31 protein-coding genes are annotated in these 17,564 nt (G+C 50.7%); 29 read left to right on the forward strand and 2 right to left on the reverse strand.

Translation table 11 applies throughout. The features are described 5' to 3' along the window. Window positions 1–40 precede the first annotated feature (40 nt). Window positions 41–259 carry a protein SlyX gene (locus C3F35_RS13815; RefSeq protein ID WP_032614734.1) on the reverse strand — a complete coding sequence of 73 codons (219 nt, stop codon included), beginning with the start codon at window positions 257–259 and terminating at the stop codon, window positions 41–43. Window positions 260–495: 236 nt separating this feature from the next. On the opposite strand from C3F35_RS13815, the gene fkpA reads away from it, so the two are divergent. The 11 genes from fkpA to bfr all read left to right on the forward strand — a co-directional run bounded on the left by fkpA (window position 496) and on the right by bfr (window position 8,690). Continuing rightward, window positions 496–1,314, forward strand: a complete 819-nt coding sequence (gene fkpA / locus C3F35_RS13820; RefSeq protein WP_032614732.1) for an FKBP-type peptidyl-prolyl cis-trans isomerase — start codon at window positions 496–498, stop codon at window positions 1,312–1,314. Window positions 1,315–1,477: 163 nt separating this feature from the next. Then, window positions 1,478–2,200: a helix-turn-helix transcriptional regulator gene (locus tag C3F35_RS13825; protein ID WP_032614730.1), complete on the forward strand. Its 723-nt coding sequence runs from the start codon at window positions 1,478–1,480 to the stop codon at window positions 2,198–2,200. After that, window positions 2,200–2,586, forward strand: a complete 387-nt coding sequence (gene tusD, locus C3F35_RS13830; protein WP_103793239.1) for a sulfurtransferase complex subunit TusD — start codon at window positions 2,200–2,202, stop codon at window positions 2,584–2,586. The genes C3F35_RS13825 and tusD overlap by 1 nt, the downstream gene beginning before the upstream one ends. Then, window positions 2,586–2,945 (forward strand): sulfurtransferase complex subunit TusC, encoded by a 360-nt coding sequence (gene tusC / locus C3F35_RS13835; RefSeq protein WP_077226875.1) that lies wholly within the window; start codon window positions 2,586–2,588, stop codon window positions 2,943–2,945. Before tusD ends, tusC begins: the two co-directional genes overlap by 1 nt. Before the next feature lie 7 nt (window positions 2,946–2,952). Then, window positions 2,953–3,240, forward strand: coding sequence for a sulfurtransferase complex subunit TusB (gene tusB, locus C3F35_RS13840; RefSeq protein ID WP_077226876.1), 288 nt, complete (start codon window positions 2,953–2,955; stop codon window positions 3,238–3,240). A 124-nt stretch (window positions 3,241–3,364) separates the two neighbouring features. Next, window positions 3,365–3,739 (forward strand): 30S ribosomal protein S12, encoded by a 375-nt coding sequence (gene rpsL, locus C3F35_RS13845; RefSeq protein WP_003023654.1) that lies wholly within the window; start codon window positions 3,365–3,367, stop codon window positions 3,737–3,739. A gap of 96 nt (window positions 3,740–3,835) precedes the next feature. Beyond that, window positions 3,836–4,306, forward strand: coding sequence for a 30S ribosomal protein S7 (gene rpsG, locus C3F35_RS13850; protein WP_004106370.1), 471 nt, complete (start codon window positions 3,836–3,838; stop codon window positions 4,304–4,306). Between the two features lie 96 nt (window positions 4,307–4,402). Beyond that, window positions 4,403–6,517 (forward strand): elongation factor G, encoded by a 2,115-nt coding sequence (gene fusA, locus C3F35_RS13855; RefSeq protein WP_032614724.1) that lies wholly within the window; start codon window positions 4,403–4,405, stop codon window positions 6,515–6,517. Between the two features lie 69 nt (window positions 6,518–6,586). After that, window positions 6,587–7,771: an elongation factor Tu gene (gene tuf / locus C3F35_RS13860; RefSeq protein ID WP_059307073.1), complete on the forward strand. Its 1,185-nt coding sequence runs from the start codon at window positions 6,587–6,589 to the stop codon at window positions 7,769–7,771. A 177-nt stretch (window positions 7,772–7,948) separates the two neighbouring features. Further along, a complete protein-coding gene (bfd, locus tag C3F35_RS13865) occupies window positions 7,949–8,143 on the forward strand; it encodes a bacterioferritin-associated ferredoxin (RefSeq protein WP_008503493.1) in 195 nt (64 codons plus the stop codon). A gap of 70 nt (window positions 8,144–8,213) precedes the next feature. Continuing rightward, a complete protein-coding gene (bfr, locus tag C3F35_RS13870; protein WP_032614711.1) occupies window positions 8,214–8,690 on the forward strand; it encodes a bacterioferritin in 477 nt (158 codons plus the stop codon). Here bfr and C3F35_RS13875 read toward each other — a convergent pair. Next, window positions 8,674–9,147 (reverse strand): prepilin peptidase, encoded by a 474-nt coding sequence (locus tag C3F35_RS13875; protein ID WP_059307074.1) that lies wholly within the window; start codon window positions 9,145–9,147, stop codon window positions 8,674–8,676. The genes bfr and C3F35_RS13875 overlap by 17 nt on opposite strands. Window positions 9,148–9,534: 387 nt before the next feature. On the opposite strand from C3F35_RS13875, the gene rpsJ reads away from it, so the two are divergent. The 18 genes from rpsJ to rplR all read left to right on the forward strand — a co-directional run bounded on the left by rpsJ (window position 9,535) and on the right by rplR (window position 17,559). Beyond that, a complete protein-coding gene (gene rpsJ / locus C3F35_RS13880) occupies window positions 9,535–9,846 on the forward strand; it encodes a 30S ribosomal protein S10 (RefSeq protein ID WP_001181005.1) in 312 nt (103 codons plus the stop codon). 32 nt (window positions 9,847–9,878) lie between these two features. Beyond that, complete coding sequence (gene rplC, locus C3F35_RS13885; protein WP_016538466.1) at window positions 9,879–10,508, forward strand: 50S ribosomal protein L3; 630 nt, start codon at window positions 9,879–9,881, stop codon at window positions 10,506–10,508. 10 nt (window positions 10,509–10,518) lie between these two features. Next, window positions 10,519–11,124: a 50S ribosomal protein L4 gene (gene rplD, locus C3F35_RS13890; RefSeq protein WP_003031119.1), complete on the forward strand. Its 606-nt coding sequence runs from the start codon at window positions 10,519–10,521 to the stop codon at window positions 11,122–11,124. After that, complete coding sequence (gene rplW, locus C3F35_RS13895; protein WP_004868363.1) at window positions 11,121–11,423, forward strand: 50S ribosomal protein L23; 303 nt, start codon at window positions 11,121–11,123, stop codon at window positions 11,421–11,423. The genes rplD and rplW overlap by 4 nt, the downstream gene beginning before the upstream one ends. A gap of 17 nt (window positions 11,424–11,440) precedes the next feature. Continuing rightward, window positions 11,441–12,262: a 50S ribosomal protein L2 gene (gene rplB / locus C3F35_RS13900; protein WP_000301869.1), complete on the forward strand. Its 822-nt coding sequence runs from the start codon at window positions 11,441–11,443 to the stop codon at window positions 12,260–12,262. A 16-nt stretch (window positions 12,263–12,278) separates the two neighbouring features. Then, window positions 12,279–12,557, forward strand: coding sequence for a 30S ribosomal protein S19 (gene rpsS, locus C3F35_RS13905; RefSeq protein WP_001138115.1), 279 nt, complete (start codon window positions 12,279–12,281; stop codon window positions 12,555–12,557). Between the two features lie 14 nt (window positions 12,558–12,571). Then, window positions 12,572–12,904, forward strand: coding sequence for a 50S ribosomal protein L22 (gene rplV / locus C3F35_RS13910; protein WP_002919773.1), 333 nt, complete (start codon window positions 12,572–12,574; stop codon window positions 12,902–12,904). Window positions 12,905–12,921: 17 nt separating this feature from the next. Beyond that, window positions 12,922–13,623 (forward strand): 30S ribosomal protein S3, encoded by a 702-nt coding sequence (gene rpsC, locus C3F35_RS13915; protein WP_000529945.1) that lies wholly within the window; start codon window positions 12,922–12,924, stop codon window positions 13,621–13,623. Window positions 13,624–13,635: 12 nt separating this feature from the next. After that, the gene (gene rplP / locus C3F35_RS13920; RefSeq protein WP_002919759.1) at window positions 13,636–14,046 is read left to right on the forward strand and encodes a 50S ribosomal protein L16; all 411 of its coding nucleotides are present in this window, start codon (window positions 13,636–13,638) and stop codon (window positions 14,044–14,046) included. Continuing rightward, window positions 14,046–14,237 (forward strand): 50S ribosomal protein L29, encoded by a 192-nt coding sequence (gene rpmC, locus C3F35_RS13925; RefSeq protein WP_032614707.1) that lies wholly within the window; start codon window positions 14,046–14,048, stop codon window positions 14,235–14,237. The genes rplP and rpmC overlap by 1 nt, the downstream gene beginning before the upstream one ends. Continuing rightward, window positions 14,237–14,491 (forward strand): 30S ribosomal protein S17, encoded by a 255-nt coding sequence (gene rpsQ / locus C3F35_RS13930; protein ID WP_008503489.1) that lies wholly within the window; start codon window positions 14,237–14,239, stop codon window positions 14,489–14,491. Before rpmC ends, rpsQ begins: the two co-directional genes overlap by 1 nt. Window positions 14,492–14,656: 165 nt before the next feature. Further along, entirely contained in the window at window positions 14,657–15,028 is a 372-nt protein-coding gene (gene rplN / locus C3F35_RS13935) for a 50S ribosomal protein L14 (RefSeq protein ID WP_004160583.1), read from the forward strand. Between the two features lie 10 nt (window positions 15,029–15,038). After that, the gene (gene rplX, locus C3F35_RS13940) at window positions 15,039–15,353 is read left to right on the forward strand and encodes a 50S ribosomal protein L24 (protein ID WP_003863287.1); all 315 of its coding nucleotides are present in this window, start codon (window positions 15,039–15,041) and stop codon (window positions 15,351–15,353) included. A 14-nt stretch (window positions 15,354–15,367) separates the two neighbouring features. Beyond that, window positions 15,368–15,907, forward strand: a complete 540-nt coding sequence (gene rplE / locus C3F35_RS13945; protein ID WP_032614703.1) for a 50S ribosomal protein L5 — start codon at window positions 15,368–15,370, stop codon at window positions 15,905–15,907. Window positions 15,908–15,921: 14 nt separating this feature from the next. Continuing rightward, the gene (rpsN, locus tag C3F35_RS13950; protein WP_032614701.1) at window positions 15,922–16,227 is read left to right on the forward strand and encodes a 30S ribosomal protein S14; all 306 of its coding nucleotides are present in this window, start codon (window positions 15,922–15,924) and stop codon (window positions 16,225–16,227) included. A gap of 30 nt (window positions 16,228–16,257) precedes the next feature. After that, on the forward strand, window positions 16,258–16,650 hold the full coding sequence (rpsH, locus tag C3F35_RS13955) for a 30S ribosomal protein S8 (protein WP_032614699.1): 393 nt from the start codon (window positions 16,258–16,260) through the stop codon (window positions 16,648–16,650). Between the two features lie 12 nt (window positions 16,651–16,662). After that, window positions 16,663–17,196, forward strand: a complete 534-nt coding sequence (rplF, locus tag C3F35_RS13960) for a 50S ribosomal protein L6 (protein WP_032614696.1) — start codon at window positions 16,663–16,665, stop codon at window positions 17,194–17,196. Window positions 17,197–17,205: 9 nt separating this feature from the next. Next, window positions 17,206–17,559, forward strand: a complete 354-nt coding sequence (gene rplR, locus C3F35_RS13965; RefSeq protein WP_103793555.1) for a 50S ribosomal protein L18 — start codon at window positions 17,206–17,208, stop codon at window positions 17,557–17,559. The last annotated feature ends 5 nt before the right edge of the window (window positions 17,560–17,564 follow it).

Genomic DNA, 17,564 nt, shown 5'->3' on the forward strand with positions numbered 1-17,564 from the left:
AGGCACAAAAAAGCGGGATTAATCCCGCTTTTTTTACGTCTCAATAGTGAGGCGGCGGCGTCTCTTCCGACTGTGACGCAATGTGCGATGACTGCGACGCTTTCACTTTTTCGGTTAACAGACGCAGCAGATCCCGCAGTTTGGCCATTTCCAGCTCGTGGGCCGTTACGGTCTGATTCAGCTCATCGATGGTGATCTCCTGAAAAGCCAGTCGGCTTTCAAGTTCAGCCAGTCGTGCTTCCATATCGTTATCCTGCATGATTCACCTCGTTGGTCTTGTTTAGCCCGTCCGGGGCTTGCGGCGGCGGATTTTACCCGAGATTATCCTCGCGCGCAGTAAACATCCCTGCGCTAAGAAACTAATTTAAACAAAAATAGTCTGAAATGTGGTGCTAATCAGAGGCGTCTACCTGTAGATTTGTTCCTCAACGTTTTATAGTACGCTTCTCATTTACGCTTAATACGGGGTGAGAGTCCCCGGCCCTGGAGAAATGGATGAAATCACTGTTTAAAGTAACGCTGCTGGCGACCACGATGGCCGTCGCTCTGCATGCGCCGCTGACTTTCGCTGCCGATACTGCAGCAAAGCCTGCTGCGACTGCTAACAGCAATGCGGCGTTCAAAAATGACGACCAGAAATCAGCCTACGCACTGGGCGCATCTCTGGGCCGTTACATGGAAAACTCTCTGAAAGAGCAAGAAAAACTGGGCATCAAACTGGATCAGGCGCAACTGATCGCCGGTGTTCAGGATGCCTTTGCTGATAAGAGCAAACTGTCAGACCAGGAAATCGAGCAAACTCTGCAGGCTTTCGAAGCGCGCGTGAAAGGCGCAGCGCAGGAGAAAATGGAGAAAGACGCGACCGAGAACGAAACGAAGGGTAAAGCTTACCGTGACGCTTTCGCTAAAGAGAAAGGCGCGAAAACCTCTGCTACTGGCCTGGTCTACAAAGTAGAGAAAGAAGGTACCGGCGACGCACCGAAAGACAGCGATACCGTAGTTGTGAACTACAAAGGTACCCTGACTGACGGTAAAGAGTTCGATAACTCTTACACCCGTGGTGAGCCGCTCTCCTTCCGTCTGGATGGTGTTATCCCGGGCTGGACTGAAGGCCTGAAGAACATCAAGAAAGGCGGTAAAATCAAGCTGGTCATCCCACCGGATCTGGCCTACGGCAAAACTGGCGTCCCGGGTATCCCGGCTAACTCCACGCTGGTATTCGATGTAGAGCTGCTGGACATTAAGCCAGCGCCGAAAGCGGATGCTAAGCCGGACGCGAAGCCAGAAGCGTCAGCAGAAGCCACCAAGAAGTAAATCGGTAACAACCGCCGCCCCTGAAGCGGCGGTTTTTTATTATGGTGCAGATATAATTAACACTGGAAGCGCTAACTACGCTGTATTAATTTAGTTGCCCGTGTAAATAATGAGCCTGCCCTGAAAACTTACCGACAGGCTCCTGAAAAGGAGTGTTTTTTTCATGACCAGGTCGCTTTTAACCAACGAAACCAGCGAACTTGATTTGCTGGATCAGCGTCCTTTCGATCAGACCGATTTCGATATTCTGAAATCCTACGAAGCGGTAGTGGACGGGTTAGCGATGCTCATTGGGTCCCACTGCGAAATCGTATTGCACTCCCTGCAAGATCTGAAATGTTCTGCCATCCGCATTGCCAATGGTGAGCATACTGGCCGTAAAATTGGCTCGCCAATCACCGACCTTGCACTGCGTATGCTGCACGACATGACCGGTGCGGACAGCAGCGTCTCAAAATGTTATTTCACCCGCGCGAAAAGCGGTGTCCTGATGAAGTCCGTGACGATTGCCATCCGCAACCGCGATCATCGGGTGATTGGCTTGCTGTGCATCAATATGAATCTCGATGTGCCGTTCTCCCAGATCATGAACACCTTCATTCCGCCAGAAACACCGGATGTTGGATCCTCTGTTAACTTTGCCTCCTCGGTTGAAGACCTCGTCACCCAGACGCTGGAATTCACCATCGAAGAAGTCAATGCCGATCGCAATGTGTCCAACAATGCCAAGAATCGCCAGATCGTGCTTAACCTCTACGAGAAAGGCATTTTTGATATCAAAGATGCGATTAACCAGGTAGCGGATCGTCTCAATATCTCTAAACACACGGTGTATCTCTATATCCGTCAGTTTAAAAGCGGCGATTTCCTGGGGCACGAGAAGTAATGCGTTTCGCGTTAATGGTGACAGGACCGGCTTACGGTACGCAGCAGGCCAGCAGTGCGTTGCAATTTGCGCGCGCGCTGCTTGCCGCCGGGCACGAGCTGGTCAGCGTCTTTTTTTATCGGGAAGGTGTCTATAACGCCAACCAACTGACGTCTCCTGCCTCTGATGAGTTTGATCTGGTGCGTGCATGGCAATCGCTAAACCAGCAGCACGGGGTTGCTCTGCACATCTGTGTGGCGGCGGCGCTCCGTCGTGGCGTAAGCGATGCGAACGAAGCACAGCGCCTGGGCCTGCCAACTGCCAACCTTAATGACGGCTTTTCACTGAGTGGCCTCGGGGCGCTGGCCCAAGCCGCATTAACCTGCGACCGAATGGTGCAATTCTGATGAACCGCGTGGCTTTTGTTTTTTCCTCTGCTCCGCATGGCAGTGCCGCCGGAAGGGAAGGGCTGGATGCGTTACTGGCGACTTCAGCACTGACGGAAGAGATCGGCGTATTTTTTATCGGCGACGGCGTGTTCCAGCTGCTTACCGGCCAGCAGCCGCAAGTCGTGCTGGCGCGTGACTACATCGCGACCTTTAAAGTTCTGCCGCTGTATGACATAGAGACGTTTTACGTTTGTGCCGCCTCCCTGCAGGCGCGCGGTCTGAATGAAAACACGCCCTTTGTTCTCGACGCCACGGTGGTGGAGCCAGAGGTACTGCGTGAACATCTCTCCCGGTTCGACACTATCCTGACATTCTGAGGCCGTCATGCTCCATACTCTGAGCCACTCTCCCTGGCACTGCGACATCGAAAGTCTGTTAAGAATGGTGCGTGAAGGCGACGCCCTGCTGCTTATCCAGGATGGCGTTCTGGCGGCGGTAGAGGGCAGTCGCTTTGTTGATCTTCTCAATAATGCCCCCATCTCTGTCTCTGCGCTTAAAGATGACATCGAGGCTCGCGGCCTGGCTGGTCAAATTTCAGCCAGTATTGACGTGGTTAGCTATACTGATTTCGTTAATCTGGTTGTCCAGCACGCTGGCCAAATGAACTGGTGATGTGAGATCGCTGTATATTTCTTGACACCTTTTCGACGTAGCCCTAAAATTTCGCGTCCTCATATTGTATGAGGTCGTTTTATTACGTGTTTACGAAGCAAAAGCTAAAACCAGGAGCTATTTAATGGCAACAGTTAACCAGCTGGTACGCAAACCACGCGCTCGCAAAGTTGCAAAAAGCAACGTGCCTGCGCTGGAAGCCTGCCCGCAGAAACGTGGTGTATGTACTCGTGTGTATACCACCACTCCTAAAAAACCAAACTCCGCACTGCGTAAAGTCTGCCGTGTGCGTTTGACTAACGGTTTTGAAGTGACTTCCTACATCGGTGGTGAAGGTCACAACCTGCAGGAACACTCCGTGATCCTGATCCGTGGCGGTCGTGTAAAAGACCTTCCGGGTGTTCGTTACCACACCGTTCGTGGTGCGCTTGACTGCTCCGGCGTTAAAGACCGTAAGCAATCTCGCTCTAAGTACGGCGTGAAACGTCCTAAGGCTTAATGGTTCTCCGTTAAGTAAGGCCAAACTGATTTATCTTAATGTCACACTAAACTCTTAGAGTTTTGGACAATCCTGAATTAACAACGGAGTATTCCCATGCCACGTCGTCGCGTCATTGGTCAGCGTAAAATTCTTCCAGATCCGAAATTCGGATCAGAACTGCTGGCAAAATTTGTAAATATCCTGATGGTAGATGGTAAAAAATCTACTGCAGAAGCAATCGTATACAGCGCGCTTGAGACCCTGGCTCAGCGTTCTGGTAAAAATGAACTGGAAGCTTTCGAAGTCGCTCTCGACAACGTTCGCCCGACTGTAGAAGTTAAGTCCCGCCGCGTTGGTGGTTCTACTTATCAGGTTCCAGTTGAAGTTCGTCCGGTTCGTCGTAATGCTCTGGCAATGCGTTGGATCGTTGAAGCTGCTCGTAAACGCGGTGATAAATCCATGGCTCTGCGTCTGGCGAACGAACTTTCTGATGCTGCAGACAACAAAGGTACTGCAGTTAAGAAACGTGAAGACGTTCACCGTATGGCAGAAGCCAACAAGGCGTTCGCACACTACCGTTGGTAATCCCTTCGGAGTATTAGTCACCAGGCGGGCGCTTCAGCGAAGCAGCCCGCTTTGGGTTACTTAACTGAACGCCTAAAAAGATAAACGAGGAATCAAATGGCTCGTACAACACCCATCGCACGCTACCGTAACATTGGTATCAGTGCGCACATCGACGCCGGTAAAACCACTACTACCGAACGTATTCTGTTCTACACCGGTGTAAACCATAAAATCGGTGAAGTTCACGACGGCGCCGCTACCATGGACTGGATGGAGCAGGAGCAGGAGCGTGGTATTACCATTACCTCCGCAGCGACTACTGCATTCTGGTCTGGTATGGCTAAGCAGTATGAACCGCATCGCGTAAACATCATCGACACCCCGGGGCACGTTGACTTCACCATCGAAGTAGAACGTTCCATGCGTGTTCTGGATGGTGCGGTAATGGTTTACTGCGCAGTTGGTGGTGTTCAGCCACAGTCTGAAACCGTATGGCGTCAGGCAAACAAATACAAAGTTCCGCGCATCGCGTTCGTTAACAAAATGGACCGTATGGGTGCTAACTTCCTGAAAGTTGTTGGTCAGATCAAATCCCGTCTGGGCGCGAACCCTGTTCCGCTGCAGCTGGCAATTGGTGCTGAAGAAGGTTTCACCGGCGTAATCGACCTGGTGAAAATGAAAGCCATCAACTGGAACGAAGAAGACGCAGGCGTAACCTTCACCTACGAAGATATCCCAGCAGACATGCAGGACCTGGCTGACGAATGGCACCAGAACCTGATCGAGTCCGCAGCGGAAGCTTCTGAAGAGCTGATGGAAAAATACCTGGGTGGTGAAGAACTGACTGAAGAAGAGATCAAAAAAGCTCTGCGTCAGCGTGTTCTGAACAACGAAATCATCCTGGTAACCTGTGGTTCTGCGTTCAAGAACAAAGGTGTTCAGGCGATGCTGGATGCAGTAGTTGACTACCTGCCATCCCCGGTAGACGTTCCTGCGATCAACGGTATCCTGGACGACGGTAAAGACACGCCGGCTGAGCGTCACGCAAGTGATGAAGAGCCGTTTGCTGCTCTGGCGTTCAAAATCGCTACCGACCCGTTCGTAGGTAACCTGACGTTCTTCCGTGTGTACTCTGGTGTGGTTAACTCCGGTGACACCATCCTGAACTCCGTGAAAGCTGCACGTGAGCGTTTCGGTCGTATCGTACAGATGCACGCGAACAAACGTGAAGAGATCAAAGAAGTTCGTGCGGGCGACATCGCTGCTGCTATCGGTCTGAAAGACGTGACTACTGGTGACACCCTGTGTAACCCAGATCACCCAATCATTCTGGAGCGTATGGAGTTCCCAGAGCCGGTAATCTCTATCGCCGTTGAGCCGAAAACCAAAGCTGACCAGGAAAAAATGGGTCTGGCTCTGGGCCGTCTGGCTAAAGAAGACCCATCATTCCGCGTATGGACTGATGAAGAATCTAACCAGACCATCATCGCTGGTATGGGTGAACTGCACCTGGACATCATCGTTGACCGTATGCGTCGTGAATTCAACGTTGAAGCTAACGTAGGTAAACCTCAGGTTGCTTACCGTGAAGCGATTCGTCAGAAAGTTTCCGATGTTGAAGGTAAACACGCTAAGCAGTCCGGTGGTCGTGGTCAGTATGGTCACGTTGTGATCGACATGTACCCACTGGAGCCAGGCTCTAACCCGAAAGGTTACGAGTTCATCAACGACATTAAAGGTGGTGTGATTCCTGGTGAATACATCCCTGCCGTTGATAAAGGCATCCAGGAGCAGCTGAAGTCTGGTCCACTGGCTGGTTACCCGGTAGTAGACATGGGTGTTCGTCTGCACTTCGGTTCTTACCATGACGTTGACTCCTCTGAACTGGCGTTTAAACTGGCTGCTTCTATCGCCTTTAAAGAAGGCTTTAAGAAAGCGAAACCAGTTCTGCTTGAGCCGATCATGAAGGTTGAAGTAGAAACTCCTGAAGAGAACACCGGTGACGTTATCGGTGACTTGAGCCGTCGTCGCGGTATGCTGCGTGGTCAGGAATCTGAAGTAACTGGCGTTAAGATCCACGCTGAAGTTCCGCTGTCTGAAATGTTCGGATATGCAACTCAGCTGCGTTCTCTGACCAAAGGTCGTGCATCATACACCATGGAATTCCTGAAGTATGATGATGCGCCGAACAACGTTGCTCAGGCCGTAATTGAAGCCCGTGGTAAATAATCCACAGGATTAAAACCTAAGTCCCGTGCTCTCTCCAAAGGGGAGAGCACTATAGTAAGGAATATAGCCGTGTCTAAAGAAAAATTTGAACGTACAAAACCGCACGTCAACGTTGGTACTATCGGCCACGTTGACCACGGTAAAACTACTCTGACCGCTGCAATCACTACCGTTCTGGCAAAAACCTACGGTGGTTCTGCTCGTGCATTCGACCAGATCGATAACGCACCAGAAGAAAAAGCTCGTGGTATCACCATCAACACTTCTCACGTTGAATATGACACCCCGACTCGCCACTACGCACACGTAGACTGCCCGGGCCACGCCGACTATGTTAAAAACATGATCACCGGTGCTGCGCAGATGGACGGCGCGATCCTGGTTGTTGCTGCGACTGACGGCCCAATGCCTCAGACCCGTGAGCACATCCTGCTGGGTCGTCAGGTAGGCGTTCCTTTCATCATCGTGTTCCTGAACAAATGCGACATGGTTGATGACGAAGAGCTGCTGGAACTGGTTGAGATGGAAGTTCGTGAACTCCTGTCCCAGTACGACTTCCCGGGCGACGACACCCCAATCGTTCGTGGTTCTGCGCTGAAAGCGCTGGAAGGCGAAGCAGAGTGGGAAGAGAAAATCATCGAACTGGCTGGCTACCTGGATTCCTACATCCCAGAGCCAGAGCGTGCGATTGACAAGCCGTTCCTGCTGCCTATCGAAGACGTATTCTCCATCTCCGGTCGTGGTACCGTTGTTACCGGTCGTGTAGAGCGCGGTATCATCAAGGTTGGCGAAGAAGTTGAAATCGTTGGTATCAAGGACACTGCTAAGTCTACCTGTACCGGCGTTGAAATGTTCCGCAAACTGCTGGACGAAGGCCGTGCCGGTGAGAACGTTGGTGTTCTGCTGCGTGGTATCAAACGTGAAGAAATCGAACGTGGTCAGGTTCTGGCTAAGCCAGGCTCCATCAAGCCGCACACCAAGTTCGAATCTGAAGTGTACATCCTGTCCAAAGACGAAGGCGGCCGTCATACTCCGTTCTTCAAAGGCTACCGTCCACAGTTCTACTTCCGTACGACTGACGTGACCGGTACCATCGAACTGCCAGAAGGCGTTGAGATGGTAATGCCAGGCGACAACATCAAGATGGTTGTTACCCTGATCCACCCAATCGCAATGGACGATGGTCTGCGCTTCGCAATCCGCGAAGGCGGCCGTACCGTTGGCGCGGGTGTTGTTGCTAAAGTTCTGGGCTAATTAATTATCCCTGAATTAAAAAGGACGCTTCGGCGTCCTTTTTTGTTGCCTTGCGTTTGTCCCTGTCACAAATTTTCGCATTTTTTGCTGGCGCCCGTCCCGTATCTCGATGCTTGTGCTATTGTAATCATAATTATTCTCACTTACACTTTGCGCATATTTTGAACGGGAGTGGTTATGTACGTTTGTTTATGTAATGGTGTAAGTGATAAAAAAATCCGTCAGGCCGTTCGCCAGTTTCAACCACAATCTTTTCAGCAGCTGCGTAAGTTTGTTCCAGTGGGAAATCAATGCGGTAAGTGCGTTCGCGCTGCCCGTGAGATCATGCAAGACGAATTGATGCAGATCCCGGAATACAAAGAGATTGCCTGAGGCTCATTCTTTTTTTTGACATCCCTGTAGCCCCATCTACGCTTCAATAAGTGGAAGCGGAGGGACTATAATGAAAGGTGATATTAAAATCATAAGTTATCTCAATAAATTATTGGGAAATGAGCTTGTTGCAATCAATCAATACTTTCTCCATGCGAGAATGTTCAAGAACTGGGGGCTGACTCGCCTCAACGACGTTGAATACCATGAATCCATTGATGAAATGAAACACGCCGATAAGTATATCGAGCGTATTTTATTCCTTGAGGGAATCCCCAACCTGCAGGATCTCGGCAAGCTGGGTATCGGTGAAGATGTTGAAGAGATGCTGCGCTCCGATCTGGCACTGGAACTCGAGGGTGCAAAAGATCTTCGTGAAGCTATCGCTTACGCCGACAGTGTTCACGATTATGTCAGCCGCGATATGATGATCCAGATCCTGGCCGATGAAGAAGGGCACATCGACTGGCTGGAGACTGAGCTGGATCTTATCGGTAAAATCGGTCTGCAGAATTACCTCCAGTCACAGATCAAAGTGGAAAGCTGATCAGGCTTTGCCCGCCAATCATTAAACCTGCTGCCGCCATAAAAGGCCCAAAGGGCAGCGGGTTTTTTAATATCTGTTCTCCCGGTTTAAACAAAGATTTTATCAAAAGATAGAGCGTCGCCAGCAGGGCTGCCGATAAGGCCAGAGCAGGAAGCACGCACCAGCCATGCCATGCGCCCAGTGCCCCCAGATATTTCACGTCTCCGTATCCCAATCCTTCACGTTTACGTATCAGTTTGTAAGCCCAATAAATCATCGCGAAACCGGTGTATCCCGCGATCGCACCCAGAACCGCGCTTGCCAGAAAATCGGGATGAAGACAGAGGTGATAGAGCAGACCCGTCCAGAGCAATGGACAGAGGTATTTGTCCAAAAGCAGATGCGAACGGATATCTTCCCGGACTAATAAAAAGGTTAAACCCAGGTAGACGAACAGGAAGGGGAGGGTAGTAAGCATCGTTTGGCGCCTCAATGAAATGTGTGAGGCCATATTCCGCGTACTTGCTGTGGTTAAACAAACTGCAAAACGAAACCCTGCGTAAAGCCTTCCTGAGTATTTGCAGGTCGCCGTTACATTACAGAAAATTTACGAGTCGCCACGCAAAACTCACCAGTGTCGTCTATTTCCTAAACGGGGCTTGCGTCCTGCCCAGATTTACGTATAATGCGCGGGCTTGTCGTAATTGACAGCTGGTTCAATCTGAACCCAGGCAACACTGTTTTTCGTTGCCTAACAATGCTCCCAATTGGGGGGCTACGTAAGAACGGTTACACTCTCCCATCAATCGTAATGGGTTTGAGTAGTAATCATTTTCGTTTATAAAATAATTGGAGCTCTGGTCTCATGCAGAACCAAAGAATCCGTATCCGTCTTAAAGCGTTTGATCATCGTCTGATCGATCAATCAACCGCGGAAATCGTCGAGACTGCTAAGCGCACTGGTGCGCAAGTCCGTGGTCCGATCCCGCTGCCGACCCGCAAAGAGCGCTTTACCGTTCTGATCTCCCCGCACGTTAACAAAGACGCGCGTGATCAGTACGAAATCCGCACTCACAAGCGTCTGGTTGACATCGTTGAGCCAACCGAGAAAACCGTTGATGCTCTGATGCGTCTGGATCTGGCTGCCGGTGTAGACGTGCAGATCAGCCTGGGTTAATCAGGTCATCGAGCGATTGAGAGGTTGATACAATGATTGGTTTAGTCGGTAAAAAAGTGGGCATGACCCGCATCTTCACTGAAGATGGCGTATCTATCCCAGTAACCGTAATCGAAGTTGAAGCAAACCGCGTTACTCAGGTTAAAGACCTGGCTAACGATGGCTACCGTGCCGTTCAGGTTACCACTGGTGCTAAAAAAGCTAACCGTGTAACCAAACCGGAAGCGGGTCACTTCGCTAAAGCTGGCGTTGAAGCTGGCCGTGGTCTGTGGGAATTCCGTCTTGCTGAAGGCGAAGAGTTCACCGTAGGTCAGGACATTAGCGTTGAGCTGTTTGCAGAAGTTAAAAAAGTTGACGTAACCGGTACCTCTAAAGGTAAAGGTTTTGCTGGTACCGTTAAGCGCTGGAACTTCCGTACTCAGGATGCCACGCACGGTAACTCCTTGTCCCACCGCGTTCCGGGTTCTATCGGTCAGAACCAGACTCCGGGCAAAGTGTTCAAAGGCAAGAAAATGGCAGGTCAGCTGGGTAACGAACGTGTGACCGTTCAGAGCCTGGACGTAGTACGTGTTGACGCTGAGCGCAACCTGCTGCTGGTTAAAGGTGCAGTTCCGGGTGCAACCGGTAGCGACCTGATCGTTAAACCAGCTGTGAAGGCGTAAGGGGATAGCAATGGAATTAGTATTGAAAGACGCGCAGAGCGCGCTGACTGTTTCCGAAACTACCTTCGGTCGTGATTTCAACGAAGCGCTGGTTCACCAGGTTGTTGTTGCTTATGCAGCTGGTGCTCGTCAGGGTACTCGTGCTCAGAAGACTCGTGCTGAAGTAACTGGTTCCGGCAAAAAGCCGTGGCGCCAGAAAGGTACCGGCCGTGCGCGTTCAGGTTCTATCAAGAGCCCGATCTGGCGTTCCGGTGGCGTGACCTTCGCTGCTCGCCCGCAGGACCACAGTCAAAAAGTTAACAAAAAGATGTACCGCGGCGCGCTGAAAAGCATCCTGTCCGAGCTGGTACGTCAGGATCGTCTGATCGTTGTCGAATCTTTCTCTGTAGAAGCGCCTAAAACTAAGCTGCTGGCACAGAAACTGAAAGACATGGCTCTGGAAGATGTGCTGATCATCACCGGTGAGCTGGACGAGAACCTGTTCCTGGCCGCACGTAACCTGCACAAGGTTGACGTACGCGATGCGACTGGTATCGACCCGGTTAGCCTGATCGCCTTCGACAAAGTCGTAATGACTGCTGATGCTGTTAAGCAAGTTGAGGAGATGCTGGCATGATTCGTGAAGAACGTCTGCTGAAGGTGCTTCGTGCACCGCACGTTTCTGAAAAAGCGTCTGCTGCGATGGAAAAAACAAACACCATCGTTCTCAAAGTTGCTAAAGACGCGACCAAAGCAGAAATCAAAGCTGCTGTGCAGAAACTGTTTGAAGTCGAAGTCGAAGTCGTTAACACCCTGGTAGTTAAAGGGAAAGTTAAACGTCACGGACAGCGTATCGGTCGTCGTAGCGACTGGAAAAAAGCTTACGTCACCCTGAAAGAAGGCCAGAACCTGGACTTCGTTGGCGGCGCTGAGTAAGTCGGAGGAGTAATACAATGGCAGTTGTTAAATGTAAACCGACATCTCCGGGTCGTCGCCACGTCGTTAAAGTGGTCAACCCAGAGCTGCACAAGGGCAAACCTTTTGCTCCGCTGGTTGAAAAAAACAGCAAATCCGGTGGTCGTAACAACAATGGCCGTATCACCACTCGTCACATCGGTGGTGGTCACAAGCAGGCTTACCGTATTGTTGACTTCAAACGCAACAAAGACGGTATCCCAGCTGTTGTTGAGCGTCTTGAGTACGATCCGAACCGTTCCGCGAACATCGCGCTGGTTCTGTACAAAGATGGCGAGCGCCGTTACATTCTGGCCCCTAAAGGCCTGAAAGCTGGCGACCAGATTCAGTCTGGCGTTGATGCTGCAATCAAAGCAGGTAACACCCTGCCGATGCGCAATATCCCGGTTGGTTCTACCGTTCATAACGTAGAAATGAAACCAGGTAAAGGCGGTCAGCTGGCACGTTCCGCTGGTACTTACGTTCAGATCGTTGCGCGCGATGGTGCTTATGTCACCCTGCGTCTGCGTTCTGGTGAAATGCGTAAAGTCGAAGCAGACTGCCGCGCAACTCTGGGCGAAGTTGGCAATGCTGAGCATATGCTGCGCGTTCTGGGTAAAGCAGGTGCTGCACGCTGGCGTGGTGTTCGTCCTACCGTTCGCGGTACTGCGATGAACCCAGTCGACCACCCACATGGTGGTGGTGAAGGTCGTAACTTTGGTAAGCACCCGGTAACTCCGTGGGGCGTTCAGACCAAAGGTAAGAAGACCCGCAGCAACAAGCGTACTGATAAATTTATCGTACGTCGCCGTAGCAAATAATATTAGAGGATAAGCCATGCCACGTTCTCTCAAGAAAGGTCCTTTTATTGACCTGCACTTGCTGAAGAAGGTAGAGAAAGCGGTGGAAAGCGGAGACAAGAAGCCCCTGCGCACTTGGTCCCGTCGTTCAACGATCTTTCCTAACATGATCGGTTTGACCATCGCTGTCCATAATGGTCGTCAGCACGTTCCAGTCTTTGTTTCCGATGAAATGGTCGGTCACAAACTGGGTGAATTCGCACCGACTCGTACTTATCGCGGCCATGCTGCTGATAAAAAAGCGAAGAAGAAATAAGGTAGGAGGAAGAGATGGAAACTTTAGCTCAACATCGCCATGCTCGTTCTTCTGCTCAGAAGGTTCGCCTTGTTGCTGACCTGATTCGCGGTAAGAAAGTGTCGCAGGCCCTGGACATCCTGACCTATACCAACAAGAAAGCTGCGGTATTGGTTAAGAAGGTACTGGAATCTGCCATTGCTAACGCTGAACACAACGATGGCGCTGACATTGACGATCTGAAAGTCGCGAAAATCTTCGTAGACGAAGGCCCAAGCATGAAGCGCATTATGCCGCGTGCGAAAGGTCGTGCAGATCGCATCCTGAAGCGCACCAGCCACATTACTGTGGTTGTGTCCGATCGCTGAGACTCTGGAGACTAGCAATGGGTCAGAAAGTACATCCTAATGGTATTCGCCTGGGTATTGTAAAACCATGGAACTCAACCTGGTTTGCGAACACCAAAGAATTCGCTGACAACCTGGACAGCGATTTTAAAGTACGTCAGTACCTGACTAAGGAACTGGCTAAAGCGTCTGTATCTCGTATCGTTATCGAGCGTCCAGCTAAGAGCATCCGTGTGACTATTCACACCGCTCGTCCTGGCATCGTAATCGGTAAGAAAGGCGAAGACGTAGAAAAACTGCGCAAGGTCGTAGCGGATATCGCTGGCGTTCCTGCACAGATCAATATCGCTGAAGTTCGTAAGCCTGAACTGGACGCTAAATTGGTTGCTGATAGCATCACTTCACAGCTGGAACGTCGCGTTATGTTCCGTCGTGCTATGAAGCGTGCTGTACAGAACGCAATGCGTCTGGGCGCTAAAGGTATCAAAGTTGAAGTTAGCGGCCGTCTGGGCGGCGCGGAAATCGCACGTACCGAATGGTACCGCGAAGGTCGCGTACCGCTGCACACTCTGCGTGCTGACATCGACTACAACACCTCTGAAGCGCACACCACTTACGGTGTAATCGGCGTTAAGGTATGGATCTTCAAAGGTGAGATCCTGGGTGGTATGGCTGCTGTTGAACAACCGGAAAAACCGGCTGCGCAACCTAAAAAGCAGCAGCGTAAAGGCCGTAAATAAGGAGCGTCGCTGATGTTACAACCAAAGCGTACAAAATTCCGTAAAGTGCACAAAGGCCGCAACCGTGGTCTGGCGCAGGGTACGGATGTTAGCTTCGGCACTTTCGGTCTGAAAGCTGTTGGCCGTGGTCGTCTGACTGCACGTCAGATCGAAGCAGCACGTCGTGCTATGACCCGTGCAGTTAAGCGTCAAGGTAAAATTTGGATCCGTGTTTTCCCGGACAAACCAATTACCGAGAAGCCGCTGGAAGTTCGTATGGGTAAAGGTAAAGGTAACGTGGAGTACTGGGTTGCCTTGATCCAACCGGGCAAAGTCCTTTATGAAATGGACGGTGTTCCGGAAGAGCTGGCCCGTGAAGCCTTCGGCCTGGCAGCAGCGAAACTGCCTATCAAAACCACCTTTGTAACTAAGACGGTGATGTAATGAAAGCAAATGAGCTGCGTGAAAAAAGCGTAGAAGAGCTGAACGCTGAGCTGCTGAACCTGCTGCGTGAGCAGTTCAACCTGCGTATGCAGGCTGCAAGTGGCCAGCTGCAACAGACTCACCTGCTGAAGCAGGTACGTCGTGATGTTGCACGCGTTAAGACTTTACTGACTCAGAAGGCGGGTGCGTAATGACCGATAAAATCCGTACTCTGCAAGGTCGTGTTGTTAGCGACAAAATGGAGAAATCCATCGTTGTAGCTATCGAACGTATTGTGAAACACCCGATCTACGGTAAATTCATCAAGCGTACGACCAAACTGCACGTACATGACGAGAACAACGAATGTGGTATCGGCGACAAGGTTGAAATCCGTGAATGCCGTCCACTGTCCAAGACTAAGTCCTGGACGCTGGTTCGCGTTGTAGAGAAAGCGGTTCTGTAATAGAGTAGCCTTCTCGATACGAATAAACGGCTCAGCAATGGGCCGTTTATTTTTTCTACCCATATTGCAGAAGCGGTGTTATAATGCCGCGCCCTCGATATGGGGCTTTTTAACGGCTCTGATTTTAGAGTCTCAGGTAGTAGTTGACATTAGCGGAGCACTGAAATGATCCAAGAACAGACTATGCTGAACGTCGCCGACAACTCCGGTGCACGTCGCGTAATGTGTATCAAGGTTCTGGGTGGCTCGCACCGTCGCTACGCAGGCGTAGGCGACATCATCAAGATCACCATCAAGGAAGCAATTCCACGTGGTAAGGTCAAGAAAGGTGATGTGCTGAAAGCGGTAGTGGTGCGCACCAGGAAGGGTGTTCGTCGCCCTGACGGTTCTGTCATTCGCTTCGATGGTAATGCATGCGTTATTTTAAACAATAACAGCGAGCAGCCTATCGGCACGCGTATCTTTGGGCCGGTAACTCGTGAACTTCGTACTGAAAAGTTCATGAAAATTATCTCTCTGGCACCAGAAGTACTCTAAGGAGCGAATCATGGCAGCGAAAATCCGTCGTGATGACGAAGTTATCGTGTTAACCGGTAAAGATAAAGGTAAACGCGGTAAAGTAAAAAATGTTCTGTCTTCCGGCAAACTCGTCGTTGAAGGTATCAACCTGGTTAAGAAACATCAGAAGCCGGTTCCGGCCCTGAACCAGCCAGGTGGCATCGTTGAAAAAGAAGCTGCAATTCAGGTTTCTAACGTTGCAATCTTCAATGCGGCAACCGGTAAGGCTGACCGTGTAGGCTTTAGATTCGAAGACGGCAAAAAAGTCCGTTTCTTCAAGTCTAACAGCGAAACTATCAAGTAATTTGGAGTAGTACGATGGCGAAACTGCATGATTACTACAAAGACGAAGTAGTTAACAAACTCATGACTGAGTTTAACTACAATTCTGTCATGCAAGTCCCTCGGGTCGAGAAGATCACCCTGAACATGGGTGTTGGTGAAGCGATCGCTGACAAGAAACTGCTGGATAACGCAGCAGCTGATCTGACAGCAATCTCCGGTCAAAAACCGCTGATCACCAAAGCACGCAAATCTGTTGCAGGCTTCAAAATCCGTCAGGGCTATCCGATCGGCTGTAAAGTAACTCTGCGTGGCGAACGCATGTGGGAGTTCCTTGAGCGCCTGATCTCTATTGCTGTTCCACGTATCCGTGACTTCCGTGGCTTGTCCGCTAAGTCTTTCGACGGTCGTGGCAACTACAGCATGGGTGTCCGTGAGCAGATCATCTTCCCAGAGATCGACTACGATAAAGTCGACCGCGTGCGTGGTTTGGATATTACCATTACCACTACTGCGAACTCTGACGAAGAAGGCCGCGCTCTGCTGGCTGCGTTTGACTTCCCGTTCCGCAAGTAAGGTAGGGTTACTGAATGGCTAAGCAATCAATGAAAGCACGCGAAGTAAAGCGCGTAGCTTTAGCTGATAAATTCTTCGCTAAACGCGCTGAACTGAAAGCGATCATTTCTGATGTGAACGCTTCCGACGAAGATCGTTGGAATGCTGTTCTCAAGCTGCAGTCTCTGCCGCGTGATTCCAGCCCGTCTCGTCAGCGTAACCGCTGTCGTCAAACAGGTCGTCCACATGGTTTCGTGGGCAAGTTCGGGTTGAGCCGTATCAAACTGCGTGAAGCCGCCATGCGCGGTGAAGTACCAGGCTTGAAAAAGGCTAGCTGGTAATTACCAATTGAATCACGGGAGTAAAGACAGATGAGCATGCAAGATCCGATCGCGGATATGCTGACCCGTATCCGTAACGGTCAGGCCGCGAACAAAGTTGCGGTCACCATGCCTTCCGCCAAGCTGAAAGTGGCAATTGCCAACGTGCTGAAGGAAGAAGGTTTTATCGAAGATTTTAAAGTTGAAGGCGACACCAAGCCGGAACTGGAACTTACTCTTAAGTATTTCCAGGGTAAAGCTGTTGTAGAAAGCATTCAGCGTGTCAGCCGCCCAGGCCTGCGCATCTATAAGAAAAAAGATGAGCTGCCAAAAGTTATGGCCGGCATGGGTATCGCAGTTGTTTCTACCTCTAAAGGTGTTATGACTGATCGTGCAGCGCGCCAAGCTGGTCTTGGTGGCGAAATTATCTGCTACGTAGCCTAATCGGAGGAAAGAATGTCTCGTGTTGCTAAAGCACCGGTCGTTATTCCTGCCGGCGTTGATGTAAAAATCGACGGTCAGGTTATTACGATCAAAGGTAAAAATGGCGAGCTGACTCGTACCCTCAACAATGCTGTTGAAGTTAATCATGTAGACAACGCTCTGACTTTCGGCCCACGTACTGGTTACGTTGATGGCTGGGCTCAGGCTGGTACCGCGCGTGCCCTGCTGAACTCAATGGTTGTTGGTGTTACCGAAGGCTTCACTAAAAAGCTTCAGCTGGTTGGTGTAGGTTATCGTGCAGCGATCAAAGGGAATGCAGTAGGCCTGTCTCTGGGCTTCTCACACCCTGTTGAGCATCCGCTGCCGGCCGGTATCACTGCAGAATGCCCGACTCAGACTGAAATCGTGCTGAAAGGCGCTGATAAACAGCTGATCGGTCAGGTTGCAGCAGATCTGCGCGCCTACCGTCGTCCTGAGCCTTATAAAGGCAAGGGTGTTCGTTACGCCGACGAAGTCGTGCGTACCAAAGAGGCTAAGAAGAAGTAAGGTAACACTATGGATAAGAAATCTGCTCGTATCCGTCGTGCGACCAGCGCACGCCGCAAGCTCAAAGAGCTGGGTGCAACTCGCCTGGTGGTACATCGTACCCCGCGTCATATTTACGCACAGGTTATTGCACCAAACGGTTCTGAAGTTCTGGTAGCTGCTTCTACTGTAGAAAAAGCTATTACTGAACAATTGAAGTACACCGGTAACAAAGACGCTGCTGCAGCTGTAGGTAAAGCTGTTGCTGAACGCGCTCTGGAAAAAGGCATCACAGTTGTGTCCTTTGACCGTTCCGGGTTCCAATATCATGGTCGCGTCCAGGCACTGGCAGATGCTGCCCGTGAAGCTGGCCTTCAGTTCTAAGGTAG

The organism is Leclercia sp. LSNIH3 (assembly GCF_002935105.1).
Classification (GTDB): domain Bacteria; phylum Pseudomonadota; class Gammaproteobacteria; order Enterobacterales; family Enterobacteriaceae; genus Enterobacter; species Enterobacter adecarboxylatus.